Origin of the sequence: Pseudonocardia ammonioxydans (genome assembly GCF_900115005.1) — a bacterium.
Lineage (GTDB): Bacteria > Actinomycetota > Actinomycetes > Mycobacteriales > Pseudonocardiaceae > Pseudonocardia > Pseudonocardia ammonioxydans.
Map to the genome: position 1 here is coordinate 93,300 of NZ_FOUY01000017.1, position 22,868 is coordinate 116,167.

The 22,868-nt window shown below is 74.4% G+C and carries 16 protein-coding genes and 1 pseudogene; 6 read left to right on the forward strand and 11 right to left on the reverse strand.

The window, feature by feature from the left end; translation table 11 throughout:
- Nucleotides 1-84 precede the first annotated feature (84 nt).
- Both alaS and shbA read right to left on the reverse strand, forming a co-directional pair.
- A complete protein-coding gene (alaS, locus tag BM093_RS17575; RefSeq protein ID WP_093344598.1) occupies nucleotides 85-2,745 on the reverse strand; it encodes an alanine--tRNA ligase in 2,661 nt (886 codons plus the stop codon).
- A 512-nt stretch (nucleotides 2,746-3,257) separates the two neighbouring features.
- A pseudogene (shbA, locus tag BM093_RS17580) lies at nucleotides 3,258-3,893 on the reverse strand (RNA polymerase sigma factor ShbA); the annotation flags it as partial.
- A gap of 378 nt (nucleotides 3,894-4,271) precedes the next feature.
- On the opposite strand from shbA, the gene BM093_RS17585 reads away from it, so the two are divergent.
- Complete coding sequence (locus BM093_RS17585; RefSeq protein ID WP_093344602.1) at nucleotides 4,272-5,345, forward strand: S1 family peptidase; 1,074 nt, start codon at nucleotides 4,272-4,274, stop codon at nucleotides 5,343-5,345.
- Between the two features lie 16 nt (nucleotides 5,346-5,361).
- Here the strand turns inward: BM093_RS17585 and BM093_RS17590 are convergent, their stop codons facing one another.
- Nucleotides 5,362-6,726: a replication-associated recombination protein A gene (locus BM093_RS17590; protein ID WP_093344605.1), complete on the reverse strand. Its 1,365-nt coding sequence runs from the start codon at nucleotides 6,724-6,726 to the stop codon at nucleotides 5,362-5,364.
- A gap of 40 nt (nucleotides 6,727-6,766) precedes the next feature.
- A complete protein-coding gene (locus BM093_RS37940) occupies nucleotides 6,767-8,170 on the reverse strand; it encodes a hypothetical protein (RefSeq protein ID WP_177238542.1) in 1,404 nt (467 codons plus the stop codon).
- 163 nt (nucleotides 8,171-8,333) lie between these two features.
- Between BM093_RS37940 and BM093_RS17605 the strand changes: the two genes are divergently transcribed.
- Together BM093_RS17605 and BM093_RS17610 are read left to right on the forward strand one after the other, a co-directional pair.
- On the forward strand, nucleotides 8,334-8,849 hold the full coding sequence (locus BM093_RS17605; RefSeq protein ID WP_093344617.1) for an Lrp/AsnC family transcriptional regulator: 516 nt from the start codon (nucleotides 8,334-8,336) through the stop codon (nucleotides 8,847-8,849).
- On the forward strand, nucleotides 8,846-10,000 hold the full coding sequence (locus BM093_RS17610) for an aminotransferase class I/II-fold pyridoxal phosphate-dependent enzyme (protein WP_093344620.1): 1,155 nt from the start codon (nucleotides 8,846-8,848) through the stop codon (nucleotides 9,998-10,000). The genes BM093_RS17605 and BM093_RS17610 overlap by 4 nt, the downstream gene beginning before the upstream one ends.
- A gap of 16 nt (nucleotides 10,001-10,016) precedes the next feature.
- Here BM093_RS17610 and BM093_RS17615 read toward each other — a convergent pair whose 3' ends face one another.
- The gene (locus tag BM093_RS17615) at nucleotides 10,017-10,271 is read right to left on the reverse strand and encodes a DUF397 domain-containing protein (protein WP_342743016.1); all 255 of its coding nucleotides are present in this window, start codon (nucleotides 10,269-10,271) and stop codon (nucleotides 10,017-10,019) included.
- A gap of 180 nt (nucleotides 10,272-10,451) precedes the next feature.
- On the opposite strand from BM093_RS17615, the gene BM093_RS17620 reads away from it, so the two are divergent.
- A complete protein-coding gene (locus BM093_RS17620) occupies nucleotides 10,452-11,267 on the forward strand; it encodes an SAM-dependent methyltransferase (protein WP_093344628.1) in 816 nt (271 codons plus the stop codon).
- 42 nt (nucleotides 11,268-11,309) lie between these two features.
- On the opposite strand, the gene BM093_RS17625 is transcribed toward BM093_RS17620, so the two are convergent.
- The 4 genes from BM093_RS17625 to BM093_RS36660 all read right to left on the reverse strand — a co-directional run bounded on the left by BM093_RS17625 (nucleotide 11,310) and on the right by BM093_RS36660 (nucleotide 17,722).
- On the reverse strand, nucleotides 11,310-12,203 hold the full coding sequence (locus tag BM093_RS17625) for a helix-turn-helix domain-containing protein (RefSeq protein ID WP_093344631.1): 894 nt from the start codon (nucleotides 12,201-12,203) through the stop codon (nucleotides 11,310-11,312).
- Nucleotides 12,204-12,297: 94 nt separating this feature from the next.
- Complete coding sequence (locus BM093_RS17630) at nucleotides 12,298-13,482, reverse strand: hypothetical protein (protein WP_093344636.1); 1,185 nt, start codon at nucleotides 13,480-13,482, stop codon at nucleotides 12,298-12,300.
- 90 nt (nucleotides 13,483-13,572) lie between these two features.
- Nucleotides 13,573-15,417 (reverse strand): aspartate--tRNA ligase, encoded by a 1,845-nt coding sequence (gene aspS / locus BM093_RS17635; RefSeq protein WP_093344799.1) that lies wholly within the window; start codon nucleotides 15,415-15,417, stop codon nucleotides 13,573-13,575.
- A 157-nt stretch (nucleotides 15,418-15,574) separates the two neighbouring features.
- Nucleotides 15,575-17,722: an intein-containing Rv2578c family radical SAM protein gene (locus BM093_RS36660; protein ID WP_218162810.1), complete on the reverse strand. Its 2,148-nt coding sequence runs from the start codon at nucleotides 17,720-17,722 to the stop codon at nucleotides 15,575-15,577.
- A gap of 109 nt (nucleotides 17,723-17,831) precedes the next feature.
- Between BM093_RS36660 and BM093_RS17645 the strand changes: the two genes are divergently transcribed.
- On the forward strand, nucleotides 17,832-19,691 hold the full coding sequence (locus tag BM093_RS17645; RefSeq protein ID WP_245773595.1) for a YibE/F family protein: 1,860 nt from the start codon (nucleotides 17,832-17,834) through the stop codon (nucleotides 19,689-19,691).
- 180 nt (nucleotides 19,692-19,871) lie between these two features.
- On the opposite strand, the gene BM093_RS17650 is transcribed toward BM093_RS17645, so the two are convergent.
- A complete protein-coding gene (locus BM093_RS17650; protein WP_093344641.1) occupies nucleotides 19,872-20,426 on the reverse strand; it encodes a class I SAM-dependent methyltransferase in 555 nt (184 codons plus the stop codon).
- A gap of 8 nt (nucleotides 20,427-20,434) precedes the next feature.
- Nucleotides 20,435-21,748: a histidine--tRNA ligase gene (gene hisS, locus BM093_RS17655; RefSeq protein WP_093344805.1), complete on the reverse strand. Its 1,314-nt coding sequence runs from the start codon at nucleotides 21,746-21,748 to the stop codon at nucleotides 20,435-20,437.
- 175 nt (nucleotides 21,749-21,923) lie between these two features.
- Between hisS and BM093_RS17660 the strand changes: the two genes are divergently transcribed.
- Nucleotides 21,924-22,766 (forward strand): peptidylprolyl isomerase, encoded by an 843-nt coding sequence (locus tag BM093_RS17660; protein WP_093344646.1) that lies wholly within the window; start codon nucleotides 21,924-21,926, stop codon nucleotides 22,764-22,766.
- The last annotated feature ends 102 nt before the right edge of the window (nucleotides 22,767-22,868 follow it).

A 22,868-nucleotide genomic window follows, 5' to 3' on the forward strand; every position in this document is an offset into this window, starting at 1 on the left:
CCCCGACGCGGACCGCGCCCACGTCGATCCCGAGGCGCCGCCCCCGCGTCCAGATCGTTCCCCCGGGCGTCCCGTCGTCCGGGCTCACCGCCGCAGCGCGGAGCGCAGCTGCTGGATCGCGGCGTCGACCCCGCCCGGGTCGGTGCCGCCACCCTGGGCGAGGTCCGGCTTCCCGCCGCCGCGCCCGCCGACGGCCGCGGCGAACTCCGGGATGAGCTTCCCCGCGGCCAGCCCGTTGTCCCGGGCGGTCTTGGTGGTGGCCACGACGAACGAGACCTTGTCACCGTCGACCGCGAACAACGCGACCACACCGGGCCGGTCCCCGAGCTTGCCGCGGACGTCGGCGGCCAGGGTCCGCAGGTCGTTGCCGGTCACCCCCTCCGGGGCGGTGACGGCGACGAGCGCGGTCCCGTCGAGGTCCTCGGCCTTCTCGGCCAGGGTCCCGGCGGAGGCGAGCACGGCGTCGGCGCGATGCTTCTCCAGGTCCCGCTCGGCGGTGCGCAGCCGCTCCACCAGGCCCTGGATCCGGTCGGGCAGCTCCTCCGGGCGGGCCTTGAGCTGCTCGGCGAGCTGGTTGACCAGCAGGTGTTCGGTCGTGGCGTGCTGGAACGCGTCGAGCCCGACCAGGGCCTCCACGCGGCGCACCCCGGAGCCGATCGACGCCTCGGACAGCACCCGGACCAGGCCGAGCTCGCCGGTACGGGTGACGTGCGTGCCACCGCAGAGCTCGCGCGAGTAGTCGCCCATGTCGACCACGCGGACCCGGTCGCCGTACTTCTCGCCGAACAGCATCATGGCGCCGAGCTTGCGCGCCTCGTCCATCGAGGTCTCGTAGGTCTGGATCTCGCGGTTCTCCTGCAGGACCGAGTTGACCTCCTCCTCGATCTCCACCAGGGCGGCCGGCGGCACGGCCCCGGTCGGGGAGGTGAAGTCGAACCGCAGCCGGCCGGGGGCGTTGAGCGACCCCGCCTGGGCGGCGGAGGAGCCCAGCGCACCGCGCACGCCGGCGTGCACCAGGTGGGTGGCGGTGTGCGCGCGCGAGACCGAGCCCCGCCGGGTCCGGTCGACCTCGGCGACGACCTCGGCGTCGAGCGTCACGGTCCCGGCGGTCACCACGCCGCGGTGCACCCGCAGCCCGGCCACCGGCGACTGGACGTCGTCCACCCGCACCTCGAAGCTCGGTCCGCGCAGCACGCCGGTGTCGGCCTGCTGGCCGCCGGCCTCGGCGTAGAACGGGGTCCGGTCGAGCAGCACCTCGACCTGCTGGCCCTCCTCGCCCGCGGGCACGGTCTGCCCGTCGCGGAGCAGGCCGACGACGCGGGCCTCGGAGTTCAGCGTCTGGTAACCGAGGAAGTCGGTGGCACCGTGGGTGTCGAGGACGGCGCGGTAGACCGAGGCGTCGACGAAGCCGACCTTGCGCCCGGCGGCGTCGGCCTTGGCCCGGGCCCGCTGCTCGTCCATCAGCGCGGTGAACCGCTCCCGGTCGACGGCGAGCCCGGCCTCCTCGGCCATCTCCAGCGTGAGGTCGATCGGGAACCCGTAGGTGTCGTGTAGCTGGAACGCCTGGTCGCCGGGCAGCGTGGACCGCCCCGCCCGGCGGGCCTCGGTGACGGCCCCGTCGAAGATCTTCTCGCCGGCGCTCAGCGTCGCCCGGAAGGTCTCCTCCTCGGCACCGATCACCGCGGAGATCCGCTCGAAGTCCGTGGCGAGCTCGGGGTAGGTCGGGGACATGGCGTCGCGCACGACGGCCGCGAACTCGCCCAGGCACGGCCCGGTGACGCCGAGCAGCCGGGCCGAGCGCACGATCCGGCGCAGCAGCCGGCGCAGCACGTAGCCGCGGCCCTCGTTGCCGGGGGTGACGCCGTCGCCGACGATCATCACCGACGAGCGGGCGTGGTCGGCGATGACCCGGAACCGGATGTCGTCCTCGGCGTTCTGCCCGTACCGCTTGCCGGACAGCTCCTCGGCCTTGGCGATCACCGGGCGGACCAGGTCGGTCTCGTAGACGTTGTTGACGTCCTGCAGCAGGAACGCCACCCGCTCGACGCCCATACCGGTGTCGATGTTCTTGTGCGGCAGGGTCCCGATCGGCGGGTGCCCCTTCTTCGGGGACAGCTCGCCGCGCTCGTCCTGCATGAAGACGAGGTTCCAGATCTCGAGGTAGCGGTCCTCGTCGGCCTCCGGGCCGCCCTCGGCACCGAACTGCGGGCCCCGGTCGTAGTAGATCTCCGAGCAGGGCCCGCCGGGACCGGGCACACCCATGTCCCAGTAGTTGTCGTCGCCGCCGCGGCGCTGGATGCGCTGCTCGGGCAGGCCGGCGATCTCCTTCCAGAGCTCGATGGCCTCGTCGTCGTCGTGGAAGACCGTGACCCAGATGCGCTCGGGGTCGAAGCCGTAGCCGCCGTCGTCCTGGCTGCCGGTGATCAGCGACCACGCGAACTCGATGGCGCCGCGCTTGAAGTAGTCGCCGAAGGAGAAGTTGCCCGCCATCTGGAAGAACGTGGTGTGGCGGGTGGTCTTGCCGACCTCGTCGATGTCCGGCGTGCGGACGCACTTCTGGATCGACGTCGCCCGCGGGTAGGGGGCGGGCACATCGCCCAGGAAGTACGGCTTGAACTGCACCATGCCCGCGTTGACGAACAGCAGCTGCGGATCCTCGAGGATCAGCGAGGCGCTGGGTACGGGCGTGTGCCCGTGCTTCTCGAAGTGGGCGGTGAATCGACGGACGATCTCGTGGGTCTGCACCGGAAGGTCTCTCGTGACGGGTACGACGACGGCTGGTGCACGGGGCCGCGCTCGGCGCGACTCCCGTACGCCGACACCGTACGGCGGGGCGGCGCGGCTGCGCCGGTCAGGCTACTCCGCGGGCCCGCGGCGCAGTCCGGTGCGGTCCGGCGACCGGCGCGCCGACGCCGCCCGCACCGGCGGCACGCGGACCCGGTGCGTGCTCCCGGACGACGAACGGCCGGTGCCGGCGTGCGCCCGAGCACGCCGGCACCGGCCGCGAACGGTCCGCGCCCCCGGCCACCGCTACCCCGGTGACCGGTCCGCGGATCCGCGTCCCGGGGGCCCCGTCAGACGGCCACCGGCAACCCTTCCGTCGAGCCCGCGCCCCGGGGCGCGGGGACGGTCGCGACCGTCCGGGCGGTGGCGGCGGGGCGGTACCGGCGCGGAGCGGGGCCCGCAGCGCCGCCGGGACGGGCCGGTACGGGCGGCTGGTCCCGCAGCCGTGCGGCCCGGCGTTCGGCGCGCTCGTCGAGGTCGCGGCGCAGCCGCTGCAGCGCCCGGTGCTGGGCGACCCGGACCGCGCCCGGCGTGGACCCCAGCGCATCGGCGGTCTCCTCGGCGCTCAGACCGACCGCGATGCGCAACGTGAGGATCTCGATCTGCCGGGGCCCGAGGATGCCCAGCAGGTCGGCGAGCCGCTCGTTGCGCTCGGCGTCGATCACGACCTGCTCCGGGTCGTCGTCCCGGGCGAACCGCTCGGGGATCTCCTCGACCGCGTCACAGCGGTTGCGCGCCATCGCCCGGAACGCGTCCGCGATCTTGTGCCGGGCGATGCCGAACACGAAGGCCCGGAACGACATCCCGGACAGCCGGTAGTCCGGCAGGACCGACAGCACCGCCATGCAGACGTCCTGGGCGACGTCGTCGGCGGAGCCGAGCGTGGTCTCGCGCCGGCCGAGCCGGGCCCGGCAGAACCGCTCGACCTGCGGCTGCACCCGGGCGAGCAGCAGCGCGACCGCGCGCTGGTCCCCGGCCACGGCGGCGCGCAGGAGCTCCGGCGGGAGCAGGTCCGCACCCGCCGGCGACGCCCGCCGCGCCTGCTGCTCCGCCGGGTTCCCGACGTCGGCAGGGACGAGGGGATCCAGCACCGCGGACCCGTCGATCATCATCGTGACCAGAGCTCCTTCGCTGCGGCACGCCGCACCGTTCCGCGACACCACGGGCCCGGTCCCGCGGGGGCGGGTCGGTGACACGTTCGGCGTCCACTCCTCGGGCGGGGAGCCGATGCCGGTGGCATCGCCTCGACCACGTCCGACCTGCGATCAAGCCTGTCGAGCCACCCGATCGGGGTCAATCAACATGAACAATTTGCGGTATGAAGCAACGCGGGGTAGTGCCCTTGGTCCTGCCGGGGTAGCGCATAGCTCGTTCGGACGTCCGACCGGCGTTACCGCTTCGCGTGGCGGAGTCGACCGTGACCCGGACGCAGCAGCGTCGTTGGACCGTATGTCACGGCCCGACCGCTCCCCCGAAGGATCTCCCCCGTGCCTCTGCGCCGTCCTCGCCGACTGCTCCTCGCCGCTCTCGCCGGAGCCGCCGCGATCGGGATCGGTACCGCCGTCCCGTCGTTCGCGTCCCCGGAGCCGGCCCCGGAGTCGATCACAGGGCTCCCGTCGCTGACCGAGTCCGCCGCGACGGAGCTGCTGCCTGCGGTGACCGAGGCCGCGGGCGCGGCGCTGGCCGGGGTCTGGTTCGAGGACGGGAAGCTGATGGCGGGCACCTGGGACCCGGCGCTGGCCCCCGTGCTGAGCGGGCTCGGAGCCACCCCCGTCGTGCGCGACGAGCCGCGGCGCGACCCGATCACCACCCTGCAGGCGCTCACGACCCGCACCGCCCCGGCGATGCCGGCCGGCCTCGCGTCCTACGGCGTGGACCCGCGCACCGCGCAGGTGGTGCTCGACGTCGTCGAGGGCCCGGAGGCCGACGCGCTGGCCCACGACCTGACCGCGGGGCTGGACCCGGCGGCGGTGCGCGTGGAGCGGGTGGCCGCCGCGCCGCAGCGGCAGGCCGCGGTGGCCGGTGGCGACACGATCAGCGACGGCTCCCGGCGCTGCACCGCCGGGTTCGCGGCGTCGGACTCCGCGGGTGACTGGATGCTCACCGCCGGGCACTGCACCCGCGGCTCCTCCACCTGGTACGACGCCTCGCAGGCCACGATCGGCACCGACGCGATGTCCGCGGGTGAGGGCATCGACGTCGGCGCCGTCGCGGTCGAGCCCGGCACCGCCTCCCCGACCGTCTCCGGCACCCGGGTGACCGGGTCGTCGGCCGCCCCGGTGGGTTCGTCGGTCTGCCTCTACGGCTCCACCAGCGGCCGGTCCTGCGGGACCGTGCAGCGCACCGACGTCACGGTGAACTTCGAGGGTCAGCAGCAGTCCGGGCTCACCGCGGTCGGCGCGTGCGCGCAGGAGGGCGACTCGGGCGCCCCGTACATCACCGCCGACGGCCAGGCCCAGGGCGTGCACACCGGCGCCGGCGGCTCGGACAACTGCACCAGCTACTTCACCCCGATCCGCACCGCGACGAACGCGCTCGGGCTGACCCTGGCCACCGGCTGAGCCCGGCCGGGCCCGGTCAGTCCCGGGTGCCGCGCACCACCCGGCGCAGCTTCGGCACCCGCTCGGCGAGCGTGCGTTCGTGGCCCCGCCCGGACGGGGTGTAGTAGTCGATCCCGACGACGTCGTCCGGCGGGTACTGCTGGCGCAGCACGCCGTCCGGGTCGTCGTGCGGGTAGCGGTAGCCCACGGCGTTGCCGAGCTTCTGCGCCCCGGCGTAGTGCCCGTCGCGCAGGTGCGCGGGGACACCCCCGACCCGACCGGCCTTCACGTCGGCCATCGCCGCGTCGATGGCGGTGATCACCGAGTTCGACTTGGGCGCGGTGGCCAGATGCACGGTGACCTGGGCCAGTGCGAGCCGGGCCTCCGGCATCCCGACGAGCTGGACGACCTGGGCGGCGGACGTCGCGGCGGGCAGCGCGGTCGGGTCGGCCAGGCCGATGTCCTCCGAGGCGTGCACCATCAACCGGCGGGCGATGAACCGGGGGTCCTCCCCCGCGACGATCATGCGGGCCAGGTAGTGCAGCGCCGCGTCCGGGTCGGAACCGCGGATCGACTTGATGAAGGCGCTGATGACGTCGTAGTGCTGGTCGCCGGCCCGGTCGTAGCGGACGGCGACCTCGGTGACCGCACGCTCGACGGCGTCCAGATCGACCGTCGTCTCCCCCGCCCCGAGGGCGCCGTCGGCCGCGGCCTCCAGGGCGGTGAGCGCACGACGGCCGTCGCCGGCCGAGAGCCGGACCAGCGCGTCCTCGCCGTCCGGGGCCAGCGTCACGGCGTCGGCCAGCCCCCGCTCGGAGGCGACCGCGCGACGGAGCAGCGCGCGGACGTCGTCCTCGCCGAGCGACTGCAGCTGCAGCACCAGCGAGCGCGACAGCAGCGGGGACACCACCGAGAACGACGGGTTCTCCGTCGTCGCCGCCACGAGCAGCACGAGCCGGTCCTCGACCGCACCCAGCAGCGCGTCCTGCTGGGTACGGGAGAAGCGGTGGACCTCGTCGATGAACAGGACGGTCGTGGTGCCGCTGCGGTCCCGGCGGCGCCGGGCCTCCTCGATGACCGCACGGAGCTCCTTGACCCCGGCCGAGAGCGCGGACAGCGCGACGAAGTGGCGCTGCCCGCCGCCCGCGCCGGCCATCAGCCGGGCGAGGGTGGTCTTCCCGGTCCCGGGCGGGCCGTAGAGCAGCACCGACGCCGCCGCGCCCCCGTCGAGCAGGCGGCGCAGCGGCGCCCCGGGCTTGAGCAGCTCCGGCTGGCCGACGACCTCGTCCAGGCTGCGGGGGCGCATCCGCGCCGCGAGCGGCGCGTCCGGCCGGGGTGCGGAGTCCTCGTCGTGCGCCTCGCCCGGGCCGGGATCGATGTCGAACAGGCCGTCAGTGCTCATCGCCGTTCAGCCTGCCAGGGCCCCGGCCCGGGCCGTCGTGTCAGGGGCGGTCGATCTCGTCGGCCAGGACCGGGGTGTGCACCCGGTTCTGCTCGTGGAACCGGTTCTCCGCGTAGACGACGACGGTGGCGGCCGCGGCGGCCAGGGTGATCGGGAGCGTGAGGACCGAGCTGAGGAACGAGGCCACGACGGGGCTCCCGAACGAGAGCACCGCGCCGACCACGCCCACCACGATGCTGAACACGACCGCGAGCAGGAAGAACACCACGAACCGGCCGAGTACCGGGAAGAACCGCGGGTTGACCAGCGCGAACGTGCGCCCGATGCCCGCCCGCTCGATCACCACGACACCGGTGAGCGCACCACCGAAGATCACCGCGAGGTAGATGCCGGGCAGCACCAGCGCGATGAACCCGATCATGACCAGGAGCCCGGCGAGCAGGCCCCATCCGATCACCGGCAGGGCCCGGGACTTCGCGAACTCGAACACGTGCTGCGGGGCGTACGGGCGCTGGGCAGCGTCGCGCACGATGACGAACACCGACGCCGCCTGGGCCAGCGCACCCAGCACCACCGACACCACGAGCAGCAGGAAGCTGACGAACAGGATCGTCGCGCTGGTCCCCGGAGTGACGAATCCCTCCGTCGGGTCGACGCCGATCTCGCCCTCGGGGTTCTGCACCCCGAGCAGCTGCAGGATCGCCTGGAGGATCGCGAGCGGCACGTAGATGGCGGCCTGGATGACCAGCAGCGGCTTCCAGCTGCGCCGCACCACGCCGATCACCTTGGCGAACCAGTCCCCGAACGAGAACGGCACCAGCGGATCCGGCGACGTCCCGCTCGGCGGCCCGCCCGGGGCGGACGGGTAGGCGGGGTGACCGCCGGGCGTCCCGGCGCCGGCGTAGGGCTGCGCACCGGCGTGCTGCTGGTCGTACGGCTGGGCACCGTAGGGCTGCTGTCCGTACTGCTGCTGTCCGTACTGCGGCTGGTTGTACGGCTCCTGTCCGTACGGCTGGGCGCCGTAGGGCTGCTGCCCGTACTGCTGCTGGCCGTACTGCTGCTGGCCGTACTGCTGCTGGCCGTACTGCTGCTGGCCGTACCGCTGCTGGCCGTAGGCCTGTCCACCGTGCGGTTGCTGCCCGCCGTAGTGGGGCTGTTGCCCGTAGGGCTGCTCGCCGTACGGTTGCCCTCCGGAGGGCTGCTGGCCTGCGTAGGGCTGTTGGCCTGCGTAGGGCTGCTGACCGGCGTAGGGCTGCTGACCGTACGGCGCCTGCCCCGGGGGCTGATCGCCGTACTGCTGACCCTGCCCGCCGTACTGCTGGCCGTAGGGCTGCTGCGCACCGCTGTGCTCGTCACCGGTGGGCGGCTGGGCCCCCGGACCGTTCGGCGACGACCCCCCGGCCCCCTGCTGGGGGTCACCGCCCTGTGGCGGTTCGTTGCTCATGCGCGCGGACCCTAGCGCTGTGCCACCGTCACCGGGAGCGGGTTCACCGGGTCGGCCCCGTTTCGTGACCCCGATTCGTGATACCGACGAATCCGGGACACCACCGGTCCGGACCGGATCGTCGCCGGGCGACCTGCCGGGCGGGCGTCGTAGGGTCGGCGGCGTGCGCGAGATCCTCGAGTTGCTCGAACGCGACGCGGCGCTGAGCCACCACACCGTCGCGACCATGGTCGGCCTCCCGGTCGAGGAGGTCGACGCCCGGATCGCCGAATGGGAACGGACCGGGGTGATCCGCCGGCACCGGGCCGTCGTCGACTGGGCCCGGTACGAGGACGGCGGGCACGGCGTCGAACCCGCCGGCCGGACCGGTGCCCGGGTGACGGCGTTCATCGACGTGTCGGTCAGCCCGGCCCGCGGGGTCGGGTTCGACGACGTCGCCGTCCGCATCTCCCGGTTCGACGAGGTCCGCGACTGCTACCTGGTCTCCGGCGGCCACGACCTGCGGTGCACCGTCGTCGGCCCGGACATCCGGTCGATCAGCGACTTCGTGTCCCAGAAGCTGTCCACGATCGACCGGGTGCGGTCCACGGCCACGCACTTCGTGCTGGCGACCCACAAGCGCGACGGTGACACCTTCACCGAACCCGAGCCGGACCACCGGCTCCCGGTGATGCCGTGAGGCCGCTCAACGCCACGATCTCGGCCATCCCACCCTCGGGCATCCGGCGGTTCTTCGACATCGCCGCGGAGATGGACGACGTCATCTCGCTCGGTGTCGGCGAACCCGACTTCGTGACGCCGTGGCGGATCCGCGAGGCCGGGATCTACGCCCTTGAGCACGGCTACACCACCTACACCGGCAACGCCGGGCTGCCCCGGCTGCGTGAGCTGATCTGTGCCGACCTGGCGTCGCGCTACGACGCCCACTACGACCCCGGCACCGAGTGCCTGATCACCACCGGCGTGTCCGAGGGGCTCGACCTGGCGTTCCGGGTCCTGCTGAACCCCGGCGACGAGGTGATCGTGCCGGAACCCTGCTATGTCGCCTACCAGCCGTGCGTGGCCTTCGCCGGGGGCACGCCGGTCGGGGTGCCGACCCGGGCCGAGGACGGCTTCGTGATCGACGTCGACGCCGTCGAGGCCGCTGTCACCCCGCGCACCGCGGCGGTGCTGATCGGGTCACCGGCCAATCCGACCGGCGCGGTGCAGCCGCCGGAGGTGCTGCGCGCGCTCGTCGAGCTGGCCGAGCGGCACGATCTCTACCTGCTCTCCGACGAGATCTACGACCGGCTCACCTACGAGGGCACCCACACCTGCCTGGGTGCGGTCCCCGGCGCGCGGGAGCGCACCGTCGTGCTCGGCGGGTTCTCCAAGGCCCAGGCGATGACCGGCTGGCGGGTCGGCTGGCTGGCCGCACCGGCGCCGATCGCGGAGCTGTGCCTGCGGGTGCACCAGTACACGATGCTCTGCGCCCCGCACGTGTCCCAGGTGGCGGCGGTGGAGGCGCTGTCGAACGCCGAGGGTGACGTCGCCGAGATGGTCGCCGACTACGACCGGCGCCGGCGGGTCTTCGTGAAGGGCCTGCGGGAGATCGGTCTGGAGTGCCCGGAACCGGCGGGGGCCTTCTACGCGTTCCCGAGCATCCGCACCTCGGGCCTCGACGCGGAGACCTTCGCCGAACGGCTGCTGCGCGAGGAGGCGGTCGCGGTCGTGCCGGGGAGCGTGTTCGGCCCGTCCGGTGAGGGGCACGTGCGCTGCTCCTACGCGACCGCGCTGCCCCAGCTCGAGCAGGCCGTGGAGCGGATCGGGAACTTCCTGCGGCGCCTGTAGGCGCCCGGCGACCGGATCAGCGGGTGATCAGGTCGTCGAACTCGCCGTCCTGCACGCCCTGCAGGAACGCGGTGATCTCGGCGCGGGTGTAGGTGACGTACGCGCCGTCGGGCCGGGTGGAGTTGCGCACCGCGGCACCGCCGCCGGGCAGCGGGGCGACCTCGACACAGGCGCCGTTGGGGTTGCTCCGCATGCTCTTGCGCCACCGAAGACCCGTCGGGAGTTCGATCTCGCCCATGACTTCCCTTTCAGACGTTCGGAACAAATGCATTTGCAACCGTAGCAGGCATTCGATCAAGCGAACGTTGCATCGGGGCTCCTCGGGTGGCACGTTCGAGGTCTCCGTCGACCGCTACGATCGGCACGACCCGGATCCGGGTGGGCACCGAGCGTGCGCGAGCGCGCGGAACCGGAACCGTGCAGGTACGTCGAGGTGAGGAGCGGCACAGGAATGGATCGAGCCCGGGCGGCCACCCCGTCGGAAGTCGACGTGAGCACACCGAGCGTGGCGCGCATGTACGACTACTATCTCGGCGGCAAGGACAACTACGAGGTCGACCGGCAGGCGTGTGCCGCGTTGTCCGAGGCGGCGCCCGGCACGGCGGCGCTGGCGATCAACAACCGGCGCTTCCTCATCCGCGCAGTGCGGTACCTGGCGCGCGAGCACGGGATCCGCCAGTTCCTCGACCACGGCTCCGGACTGCCCACACAGGACAACGTCCACCAGGTGGCCCAGGCGGTCGACCCCGCGTCCCGGGTCGTCTACATCGACAACGACCCGATCGTGCTGGCCCACGGCCGGGCGCTGCTCGAGCAGAACGAGGCCTCCACGGTCGTCCAGGCCGACGTGCGCGACTTCGCCGCCATCTACAGCGACCCCGAGGTCACCGGGCTGCTGGACTTCAGCAGGCCGACCGCCGCGCTGTTCCTGTCGTTCCTGCACTGCATCCCTGACTCCGACGACCCGGCCGGGCTCGTCGAGCAGGTGATGGACCGGCTCCCCCGGGGCAGCGCCGTGATCGTCTCGCACCTGGCCAGCGAGGACCCGGACGTCCGCCGCGACCTCACCGACATGATGCTCACCAACACCCAGGGCAATTGGGGCCGGGTGCGCACGCCGGACGAGGTCCGGGCGCTCTTCGGCGGGCTCTCGATCATCGAGCCCGGGCTGGTCGAGGTCTCCACCTGGCGCCCCGACGACATCGCCCCCGAGCTCCAGCAGACCCAGGAGTGGATCGAGTACGGCGGGATCGCGTTCAAGGAGTGAGCCCGGTGGTGCCCGGCGCCGCGACGGCGCCGGGCACCCGGCTCAGAACATGCCGCGCAGCGAGGCGATCATCGCCTGCGTCCGGCGCGGGGTGAGCGCCGCCGCGGCCAGCCGGTCGATCAGCACCAGGTAGGTCTCGACGTCGGCCCGCTTGTCCAGGTACAGCGCGCTGGTGAGCTGCTCCAAGTAGACGATGTCGGGCAGGTCGGCGTCGGCGAAGCGCAGCAGGATGAACGGGCCCCCGGTCGCGGCGGCCCCGCTCTGGTTGAACGGCAGCACCTGCAGGGTCACGTTCGGCAGCTCGGCGACCTTGAGCAGGTGCTCGAGCTGGTCGCGCATCGCCTGGTCGCTGCCCATCGGGCGGCGCAGCGCCGCCTCGTCGATGACCGCCCAGTACTCGGGCGCGGACGGGCCCTCCAGGATGTGCTGGCGCCCCATCCGCAGCGCGACCCGGCGGTCGATCTCCTCCGCCGGCGCCGGGCGGCCGAGCTCGATCACCGCACGCGCGTAGCCCTCGGTCTGCAGCAGGCCCGGGACGAACTGCGGCTCGTAGGTCCGGATGGTCGCCGCCGCCTGCTCCAGCCCGACGTAGGTGGAGAACCACTCCGGCATCGTGTCGCTGAACGGCTGCCACCAGCCCGGCTCACCGGCCCGCTTGGCCAGCGCCAGCAGTTCCGCACGCTCGGACTCGTCGGTCTGCCCGTAGAGCGTCAGCAGGTCGGCCACGTCGCGCTGCTTGAACCCGACGCGGCCCGACTCCATGCGGCTGATCTTCGCCTCGGACCCGCGCAGCAGGTCCGCGGCCACCGCGCGGGTGACCCCGGCGGCCTCGCGCAGCCGCTTCAGATGGGTCCCGACGAGGATCCGCAGCGCAATCGGCCCGGTCGAGGAGTCCGCGGACGGCACTCCACCCGTGACGGAATCGCCGGTACCCATCAACCACCCCGGAACGTGGACGAACGTGTACGGAGAGTGTGCCATGCCGTCCGGCGTGGACGGACCCGGGACCCCGCCGGGTGGCGGTCGGCGCTCACCGCTCGGCGCCCCGGAACGCGGGGAACACCGGCAGTGCGGACGGGGCGTCCGGGAACCGGGCGTCCAGGGCGCCGACCACGGCGGCCGCCAGGTCCGCGGTCGCCGGCCGGTGGCTCCTCGCGGCGACCGCACCGAGACCGGTCCAGTAGTGCCGCAGCGCCGTCGAGATCCGGGGCGAGCGGCCGGCGTCGGCCCCGATCGGGCCGTCCCGGTCCAGCACCCGGGGCAGCAGCAGCCAGGTCGACCACCACACCCACAGCAGCTGCGCGTCGACCAGCCGGGACTCGAGCAGCTCCGGGTCGTCGAGCTCCGGCCAGACCGGGGCGACCTCGGCCCGCCACGCGTCGAGCATCTGGTCGGCCACCGCCTGCGGCAGCGCGAAGCTCGCCGGGCAGGACGGGAACGGCACCCGGACGTAGGCGGCGTCGAGGACCACGTCGCGGAAACAGCCCCACTCGAAGTCGACGAACCGGACCCCCCGGCTGGTCACGAGGTTGTTGTCCGGGCAGGTGTCCGACGGGCTGAACGCCCGGAACCCGGTGCCGCCGAGCAGCCGGACCCCGCCACGGGCCTCCAGGACGGCCATCGGCCCGACCTCGACGCCGAGGGTGCCGGCCAGCAGCTCCGGCAGCTCGGCGAGCGCGGCCCGGGCCTGGTCGGCGATCGGGTCCCGGCGGATCTTCTCCCCCAGCCGCCGCAGCAGCGCCCCGAAGTCGCCCTCGCGGCCCGCCGTCGCGGCCTGCATCCGGCCGAGCCCGCGTGCCCAGCCCAGCAGGCAGGTGCGCGCGGCGTCGCGGTCCGGGCCGAACAGCTTGTCGGCCAGCGTCATGCTGCGCCCGAGGTCCTCGAGCACCAGCAGCCGCTGCTCGGGGTCGTGCGCGATGATCACCGGGCTGGGCCGGACGTCGCTGGGCAGCGCCGTGAACAGCTGGCAGGACGCGACCTCGTAGCGGAACGGGTCGGACGCGCCCGGGTCGCCCTGGTACTGCTTGATCACAACGCTGCGCCGGTCCGAGAACGGGTTCTGCGCCATGCGCGCCCGGGCCACGACCGAGCTGCCGCTCCCGCCGAGATCCTCCGGCTCGGAGAGCTCGACCTCCGAGCCCGCCCGCCGGGACAGCAGCCGGGCAGCCCCGGCCACCGCCGCGACCGCGCCGGGAGTCGCCTGCGGATCGGTCATCGCCGGGAACCCTACCCGTCGCCGGGCCCCGGGCCCGTGCTCCGACGCCGGGAATCCGCGGGACCGGACCGCTCGTGTGGGCAGCACCGGCTACGCCGACGGCCCCGGCTTCTCCGGGGCACCACCGCCCGTCTCACCGGGCTTGCCGGGCGCCGAACCGCCGGGCGCGGGGCGCGCCGGGGTGGCGTCCACGCCGGCCTCCTTGCGCTGCGCGGCCGTGATCGGCGCCGGCGCCTGGGTCAGCGGGTCGAAGCCGCCACCGGTCTTCGGGAACGCGATGACCTCGCGGATCGAGTCGACGCCGGCGAGCAGCGCGGTGATCCGGTCCCAGCCGAACGCGATGCCGCCGTGCGGCGGCGGGCCGTAGGAGAACGCGTCGAGCAGGAAGCCGAACTTCTCCTTGGCCTCGACCTCGGTCAGGCCCATCACCTCGAAGACCCGCTTCTGGACGTCCGCGTCGTGGATACGGATCGAGCCGCCGCCGATCTCGTTGCCGTTGCAGACGATGTCGTAGGCGTAGGCCAGCGCGCTGCCCGGGTCCTGCTCGAACGTGTCGATCCAGTCCGGGGTCGGCGAGGTGAACGCGTGGTGCAGCGCGGTCCAGGCACCGCCGCCGACGGCGACGTCGTCGGTGTCGGCGGTGGACTCGAACAGCGGGGCGTCCACGATCCAGACGAACGACCAGGCGGACTCGTCGACGGCCCCGATCCGGCGGGCGATCTCGCCGCGGGCCGCGCCCAGCAGCGCACGCGCCTCGCTCGGCGTGCCGGCGGCGAAGAAGATGCAGTCCCCGGGGTTCGCACCGGCGGCCGCGGCCAGCCCGTCCCGCTCGGTCTCGGACAGGTTCTTGACGACCGGGCCGCGCTCGTCGACGGTGCCGTCCTCGCCGATCAGGACGTAGGCCAGCCCGCGCGCACCGCGCTGCTTGGCCCACTCCTGCCAGCCGTCGAGCACCTTGCGCGGCTGCGACGCCCCGCCCGGCATGACCACGGCACCGACGTAGGGGTTCTGGAAGACCCGGAAGCCGGTGTTCGCGAAGTACGCCGTCAGCTCGGTGAGCTCGATGCCGAAACGCAGGTCCGGCTTGTCCGACCCGAACCGGGACATGGCCTCGGCGTAGCTCATCCGCGGGATCGGCGTCGTGATCTCGTGGCCGACCAGCTTCCACAGCGCGACCAGCACCCGCTCGGCGAGCGCGATCACGTCGTCCTGCTCGACGAAGCTCATCTCGATGTCGAGCTGGGTGAACTCGGGCTGGCGGTCCGCGCGGAAGTCCTCGTCGCGGTAGCAGCGCGCGATCTGGTAGTAGCGCTCCAGCCCGCCGACCATGAGCAGCTGCTTGAACAGCTGCGGGCTCTGCGGCAGGGCGTACCAGGAGCCGGGCCGCAGCCGGGCCGGGACCAGGAAGTCGCGCGCGCCCTCGGGGGTGGAACGGGTCAGCGTCGGGGTCTCGACCTCGATGAAGTCCTCGGCGGCGAGCACGTCGCGGGCGGCCTTGTTGACGTCGCTGCGCAGCTTCATCACCGAGGCCGGGCCGGAGCGGCGCAGGTCCAGGTAGCGGTGGGTCAGCCGGATCTCCTCGCCGACCCCGGCGTGCTCGTCGATCGGGAACGGCAGCGGCGCCGACTCCGACAGCACGGTCAGCTCGGTGACCGTGACCTCGATGTCCCCGGTGGGCAGCTCCGCGTTCTCGTTGCCCGCGGGCCGGAGGTCCACCCGGCCGACGACCTGGACGCAGTACTCCGACCGCAGCCTGTGCGCGCGCTCGGCCATCTCGCCCTCGCGGAACACGACCTGGGCGGAGCCCGACCGGTCGCGCAGGTCGATGAAGATCACGCCACCGTGATCGCGGCGGCGGGCCACCCATCCGGCGAGGGTCACGGTCTGGCCGGCGTTCTCGGCGCGCAGCGCGCCGACGGGATGGGTTCGCATCACGGCGGTCAAGGCTATCGGCCCGCCCCGGCCGGTCGGCGACCAGGCTTCGGATGCCCGACCCGGAACCGGCGGGTGGTGACGACGACGGCCCGGGCGCCGACCCGGGGAGCGCACCCGGGGTGCACCGGGGGCGCGACGCCGGAGCCTCACAGCAGGCTCAGCTGCTGCGCCGGGGGCTCCGCCGGCGGTCCGGCCGACCGCTGGACGGGTGTGCCCGATCCGACCCCGCCCCGCACCGGCCGCACGGGCGTTCCCGGTCCAGCCCGTGCCGGGCGAGCAGCGGGACGACCCGGCGGTGCAGCGCCTCGCGGTGGTCCCGGCCGGCGTAGGCGCCGCGGCGGTAGAGCCGCTCGTAGCGCGGCAGCAACGCCGGGTACTCCCGGCCCAGCCATCCCAGGAACCACTCCCGGGTGCCGGGGCGCAGGTGCAGCGCCAGCACCGTCGCCCCCGTCGCGCCGGCCGCGGCGATCTCGCCGAGCAGCGTGTCCAGCGCCTCCTCCGAGTCGGTCAGCCAGGGCAGCACGGGCGCGACCATCACGCTGCACGGAAGGCCCGCGTCGGTGATCCGGCGGACCAGGTCGAGCCGGGCCCGCGGGCTCGGCGTGCCCGGTTCGAGCCGGGCCTGCAGTTCGCGGTCGAGGAGCGCGATCGAGACGCCGGTGCCGACACCGACGTCGGCGCTCGCCGCGGTCAGCTCGGGCAGGTCCCGCTGCAGCACGGTGCCCTTGGTCAGGATCGAGAACGGGGTGCCGGACCGGGCCAGTGCGGAGATCACCCCGGGCATGAGCCGGTAGCGGCCCTCGGCGCGCTGGTAGGGGTCGGTGTTGGTGCCCATCGCGACGTGCTCACGCCGCCAGCCCGGCCGGGCGAGCTCGCGCTGCAGCACGCGGGCCACGTTCACCTTGACCACGATCTGCGAGTCGAAGTCGGCACCCGCGTCGAGATCCAGGTAGGTGTGGGTGTTGCGGGCGAAGCAGTTGTGACTCACGACGCCGGCCGCGACGAAGTCACCGGTGCCGGTCGTGATGTCGCACATCGGCAGGATCTCGCCGGTGTCGTGGACGTCGACGACGCGTGGGGCACCGTCCGGTGGCTCCTCCACGAGCGCGCCGGTGACGTCGCGGACCCGGGCGACGGCCGGGTCGGCGACCGCGACCAGGCGCAGCTGCTCGGCGGCCCCGCCCAGCACGCGCAGGGCCCGCACCCCCGCCCGGGCCGACGGTTCGGACGCGACCCGGAACCGCAGCCGGCGCAGCGCCTCCACGGTCGCCCGGGTGAGCTGCTCGTCGCCGGGCACGATCCGCAGCACGCCCGCGCTCACCTCGCCGCAGGCGTCGAGCACGCCGCCGAGGAACCCCGCGCTCCAGCCGGCGCCGGGCCGCTCCGGCCAGGCCGTCGGCGACGGGTCCCGGCCCGGGACCGGTGCCTGCGGGGTGCCCGGACCGGACCACCCGGGCTCCGGCGCGGACCACCCGGGCCCCGGCGCGGACGCCGCCGCGCGCCGGGCCGTCACCAGGTGGTGGGCGCGGACGAGCGCCTCCAGTTCCACCCACGCCGACGGGAACGGTTCGGCCCGCACCCGGGTGCGGACCGCATCGGCGCGGACCAGGCCACAGAGATACCCCTGCTCGTAGCCCTCCGCGCTGGATCCCACCACGCCGGATCCCACCGCGCCGGGCCCCACCGCGCCGGGTCCCGCTGCGCCGGATCCCACCGGCCGGGTACCCGTCGCCCCGCGGCCCGGCGGCACGGCCGCGGCGCCCGGCCCGACCAGCGCCGAGCCCGGACGCAGGTGCGGGCGCTCCGCCGCGGACCGGCACCGACCGGGGCGGACGTGCGCCCAGCCGTCGCGGGTCAGGAAGCGGTGTTCCGCGGAGGTGACCAGCACCGTCCCGTCGTCCAGCGTGACCCGCTGCGCGCGACGGCGCGTGGTCCAGTGCGCGAGCACCGGGGTGCGGACGAACCGGCGCCGCCCCGCACCGTCCGCCACGGTGCCCACGACCTCGTCACCCGCGCGCAGTTCCGCGATCGGCCGGGAACGGCCGTCGGCGGTCAGCACCGGGGTCGAGCCCTCGAGACAGTAGGTGCAGGCATGGCTGCAGCCCCGGTACGGGTTCACCGTCCAGCCGAACGGCACCGGCGACGACGACGCCACCCGGTTCAGTGCCGAGCGCGCCTCCACCTCGTGGAACACCGTCCCCGCGAACTCCGGGGTCCGCACGCTGCGCAACAGCCCGCGCATGCCCGGCAGCGCCGCATCGGCGCCGATCCCGTCGATCCCCACCTGCTGTCCGTCCCACCGCACCTCCATAGTCGAACACAAGTTCGAACATCGGGCAACCGGTGGTCGCCGAACGGTGCCCTTCAGACGAGCACCGGTCGGCGACCCACGCGGGGGCTGCGAGGATGCCGACGTGCACCCGCCCGAGCCCCACCACCCGGACGCATCGGACGGCGACCCGCAGCGCCGGGCCCGGTCACGACCGGACCCGCCGCGCCGGCGGGGCGGGCGGCGCCGGGCCGAGGACCGGGCCGGCGGTGTCCGCGATGACCACCGGCCGGCCCCCGACCGGCAGCCCGGCGGCGACCGGCACCGCACCCGCGACGGCTCCCGGCCCGCCACCGAGGCCGCCGGGCCACGCCCGGACCCCGGGTCCGGCTCCGACCACACCGCGCCGATCGGGCCTCCGGTGCCGCCCGGTCCGCGCGGCACCGGGCGCCGGGCCGCCCGCCGCCGCGCCGATGCGGGCGCGGGTGGAGGCGATCCCGCCGCACCGGCGCCGGCCGACGACCCGGCCTCGCCCGCCTCGGGCACCGACCGGGCCGAGGTGACCGACTGGGCCGACTGCCCCGCCGCCGCGGACGCCGACGCATCCCCGTCCCGCGACACCGTGCGGCGCACTGGGGCCGACGTCCTCGTTCCGCGGAACCGCCGCGCCCGGCGCACCACTCCCCCGGCGGCGGACGGCGACGCGGCAGCCGCCGGACACGCCCGCGGCCGGGGCCGGAGCACCGGGCACCGCCCCGGTGACGGACCCGCTCCCGGCGGTGGGCAGGGCGCCGGCGACGCGCCCGCTCCCGGTGGTGGGCTCGGTCCCGGTGATGGGCTCGGTGAGGGCCACGGACACGGCCACGGGCACGGCGCGGCGAGCCCAGCCGGCCGGCGGGTCCGGAACCTGTTGATCGCACTGCTCGTCCCGTGCGCGCTCGCGACGCTGGCCGGGGTGGCGCTGCTCTGGCCGGGACCGGTCCCGGCCCCGGACCTGGCCCCGACCCAGCAGGTGCACGGCGAGGTGACCGCCGTGCAGGTCGCCGACTGCTCCCCCGGCGCCGGGGACGGCGGGTGCACCGGTGTCACCGTGGCGATGAGCGACGGCCCGCGCGCCGGGCGCAGCCTCGTGCAGCTGATGCCGAACGAGCCGTCCAGCCCGCGCTTCGCCGTCGGCGACCCGGTCACGCTCGGCTGGTCCGGCGGCAACCCGGACGAGCCCGGCTCCTACCAGCTCAACGACTTCCAGCGCGCCCCCGCGCTGGGCTGGCTGGCGGCGGCGTTCGCGCTCGCCGTCGTGCTGCTCGGCCGGCTGCGCGGGCTCGCCGCGCTGGTGGGGCTGCTGCTGAGCTTCGCGGTGCTGCTGTGGTTCGTGCTGCCGTCGATCCTGTCCGGGAACCCGCCGCTCGCCGTCGCCGTCACCGGGGCGTGCCTGATCATGTTCGCGGTGCTGTACCTGACACACGGGTTCAGCGCGCGGACCTCCTGCGCGGTCCTGGGGACGCTGGCGTCGCTGGCCCTGATCGGGGTCCTCGGCTCCGCGTTCACCGCGGCCACCCGGCTGACCGGGCTCGACGACACCACCGCGAACCTGATCGGCACGCTCGGCCCAGGGGTGCCGATCGACCCCCGCGGGCTCGTGCTCGCCGGGCTGGTGATCGGCGCCCTGGGTGCCCTGGACGACGTCACGGTCACCCAGGCCTCCGCGGTGTGGGAGCTCGGCGCGGCGAACCCGCAGCTCGGGGCGCGGGACCTGTTCGCCGCCGGGATGCGGATCGGGCGGGACCACGTCGCGTCCGCGGTCAACACCCTGGTGCTGGCCTACGCCGGTGCGGCGCTGCCGCTGCTGCTGCTGTTCACCGTCGCCGCCGGCGGGGTCACCGAGGTGCTGACCAGCCAGGACGTCGCCACCGAGATCGTCCGGACGCTGGTGGGCAGCATCGGCCTGGTCGCCGCCGTCCCGGTGACGACGGGGCTGGCCGCGCTGGTCGTGGCACGCCGCTGACCCGCCGGCCACCCGGGCCCACCTCCCTCGTCGACATGCAGCTCAGCGCTCCGTGGAGATCGACACATCGCGCTGAGCTGCATCTCGGCGGGATCCGCACGACGCGGTGCCGGGCCGGGCAGGTCGAAAGGGCCGGCAGGTCGACAGGGGCGGGCAGGTCCACAGGGCCGGGCGGGCCGGTCAGGTCTCGCGGGGCGGGCGGCGGGCCAGCAGGTGCGCCTCGCCGGCGTCCTCGTGGTGCGCCACGATCTCCAGCTCGCCGAAGGCCCGGACCAGCTCACCGGGCCCGGCGCGGAACCGGCCGCCCGCGTCCCCGACCTCGGAGAGCACGCTGATCGCGAGCAGCCCGCCGGGCGCGACGGCCGCCGCCAGCGCCGGGTACAGCGCAGGCGCCCGGAACCGCTGGCAGACGACCACGTCGTAGACGCCGTCCTCCACCGGAAACCCGTCGTCGAGGTCGGCCTCCACCCACCGGATCCGCCCGGGCGGCTGCTCGGCGGTGGCCAGCTCGCCGCCCGCCGCCAGGCCGGCCGGCGACACGTCGACGGCGACCACGTCCAGCCCGCGGCCCGCCAGCCAGACCGCGACGGCGCCGCGACCGCAGGCCACGTCGAGCGCCCGGCCCCGGTCCGGCACGAGGTCGAGGTGGCCGCGCAGCGCGTCCGGGGGCAGCGGCGTGCCGGTGCCGAGGGCGCGGTGCTTCGCGTCCCAGCGCTCGCGGTCCTCCCCCGCCACGAGGGCGCTCAGCCCAGCTCGGCCGCGACCGCGGTGGCCACGGTGTCGACCACCGCGTCCAGCGACACGTCCTGCTGCTCGCCGGATACCAGGTCCTTGAGACCGATCGACCCGCCCGCCAGGTCGCGCTCGCCCAGCACCAGGGCGAACCGTGCGCCGGAGCGGTCGGCGGACTTCATCGCGCCCTTCAGGCCGCGGCCGCCGTAGGACAGGTCGACCCGCACGCCGCGGGCCCGCAGCCCGGCCGCGATCGTCACCAGGCGGCGCTTCGCGGCGTCGCCCAGCGGCACCCCGAAGACCTCGGCGCGGGCGGTCGACCACGGCCGGACGCCCTCGACACCGCAGGCCAGCAACGTCCGGTCGACCCCGATGCCGAACCCGATCCCGGACAGCTCCGGACCGCCGAGGGTGGCCATCAGGCCGTCGTAGCGGCCACCGCCACCGATCCCGGACTGCGCGCCGAGGCCGTCGTGGACGAACTCGAAGGTCGTCTTCGTGTAGTAGTCCAGGCCGCGCACCATCCGCGGGTTCGGCGTGTAGGCGATCCCGAGGTCGTCGAGGTGGGCCAGCACCTGCGCGTGGTGCTCGGCCGACGCCTCCGACAGGTGGTCCATGAGCAGCGGCGCCTGCGCCATCGCGGCCCGCACCTCGGGACGCTTGTCGTCCAGCACCCGCAGCGGGTTGATCTGCGCGCGGGCCCTGGTCGGCTCGTCGAGGTCGAGCCCGGCGAGGTAGTCCTGCAACCGGGCCCGGTAGGCCGGACGGCAGTCGGCGTCGCCGAGCGAGGTGATCTCCAGCCGGTACCCGGTCAGCCCCAGTGCCTTGAAGCCCTCGTCGGCGATCGCGATGACCTCGGCGTCGAGTGCCGGGTCGTCGATCCCGATCGCCTCGACGCCGACCTGCTGCAGCTGCCGGTAGCGACCGGCCTGCGGGCGCTCGTAGCGGAAGAACGGCCCGCTGTAGCGCAGCTTGACCGGCAGGCCCTGCTTGTCGGCGCTGTGCTCGATCACCGAGCGGACGACGCCCGCGGTCCCCTCCGGCCGCAGCGTCACCGACCGTTCGCCCCGGTCGGCGAAGGTGTACATCTCCTTGGACACCACGTCGGTGGACTCGCCCACCCCCCGCGCGAACAGGCCGGTCTCCTCGAAGATCGGCAGTTCGATGTGCCCGTACCCGGCGCGCGCGGCGGCCGCGGCGAGGGTGTCCCGGACATGGACGAACCCGGCCGAGTCCGGCGGCAGGTACTCCGGGATGCCCTTCGGCGCGGCGAACGGCTCGGGCCTGCGCGCCCGGTCGTCCGCCCGCTGCTCGACGGGGGGCACTGCGGTCACGTCGGCGTCCTCTCCACTCGGGTGCTCTCCACCCCGACGCCCTCTCGACGCGGGTCCCTCCAGCGTAGAACCGCCGTCTCTCAGATTCGCTCTCAGGTGGGCCCGCTACCCTCCCGGACGCGAGTGAGTGATCAAGAGCAACTGATCGGGTCGAAGGGTTACGGGCGTGGCGACGAACGAGCAGCGGCGGGAGGCGGCGAAGCGGAAGCTGGCTGCCCAGCAGGCCCATCGGGTCGAACGGGCCGAGAAGCGCAAGCGGACGACGACGATCGCCGCCGTCGCGACGGTGGTGGTGGTCGCGCTGGTGGCCGGCGCGGTCTACCTGGTGGCCTCGGCCTGGTCCGGCCCGGATGGCACCGACCCGGCCGCCGCGGCCCAGGGCGGCGGCCCGGACACCTCCGGGCTGCCCACGGCACCCCTGCCGCAGCGCCCGACCGCGCTGCCGGCCTCGGTGGACTGCTCCTACCCCGCCTCACCCGAACCGGCGTCGAAGCCGGTGGCCCCGCCCGCGGGCGGCCAGGTCAGCGCCGAGGGCACCACGCCGGCGACGCTGGAGACCAGCGCCGGCCCGGTCGACCTCACCCTGGACCGCGCGCTCGCGCCGTGCACGGTGAACAGCTTCGTGCACCTCGTGCAGCAGGGCTTCTACAACGACACGTCCTGCCACCGGCTCACCACCAGCCCGGGCCTGCAGGTGCTGCAGTGCGGTGACCCGACCGGCCGCGGCAACGGCGGTCCCGGCTACTCCTTCGCCGACGAGGTCTTCCCCGAGCTCACTTACGGGCGTGGCCTGCTGGCGATGGCCAACGCCGGCCCCGACACCAACGGCAGCCAGTTCTTCATGATCTACGGCGACGCCCAGCTCCCGCCGAACTACACGGTCTTCGGCTCGATCGGCCCGCAGGGCCTGGCCACCCTGGACGAGGTGGCGCAGGGCGGTGAGTCCGTCGGCTCCGGCGACGGCACCCCGAACATCCCGGTCGACATCCGCACCGCCTCCGCCGGCTGAGCCACCGGCCCGGCCGTACGGGTTACCCAAGGTTGGGGAAATCCCGGCCGGCCCCGCTGCCGGTCCCGCGCGGCGGTCCACAGTCGGTCCCCCAGCAGCGGC

What these genes read in the sequence shown, in the direction of transcription:
- BM093_RS17590 (WP_093344605.1), bottom strand. Translation starts at nt 6,726, where the DNA reads ATGAGCACTGACGGCCTGTTCGACATCGATCCCGGCCCGGGCGAGGCG.
- BM093_RS37940 (WP_177238542.1), bottom strand. Translation starts at nt 8,170, where the DNA reads ATGAGCAACGAACCGCCACAGGGCGGTGACCCCCAGCAGGGGGCCGGG.
- BM093_RS17615 (WP_342743016.1), bottom strand. Translation starts at nt 10,271, where the DNA reads ATGCATTTGTTCCGAACGTCTGAAAGGGAAGTCATGGGCGAGATCGAA.
- BM093_RS17620 (WP_093344628.1), top strand. Translation starts at nt 10,452, where the DNA reads ATGGATCGAGCCCGGGCGGCCACCCCGTCGGAAGTCGACGTGAGCACA.
- BM093_RS17625 (WP_093344631.1), bottom strand. Translation starts at nt 12,203, where the DNA reads ATGGGTACCGGCGATTCCGTCACGGGTGGAGTGCCGTCCGCGGACTCC.
- BM093_RS17630 (WP_093344636.1), bottom strand. Translation starts at nt 13,482, where the DNA reads ATGACCGATCCGCAGGCGACTCCCGGCGCGGTCGCGGCGGTGGCCGGG.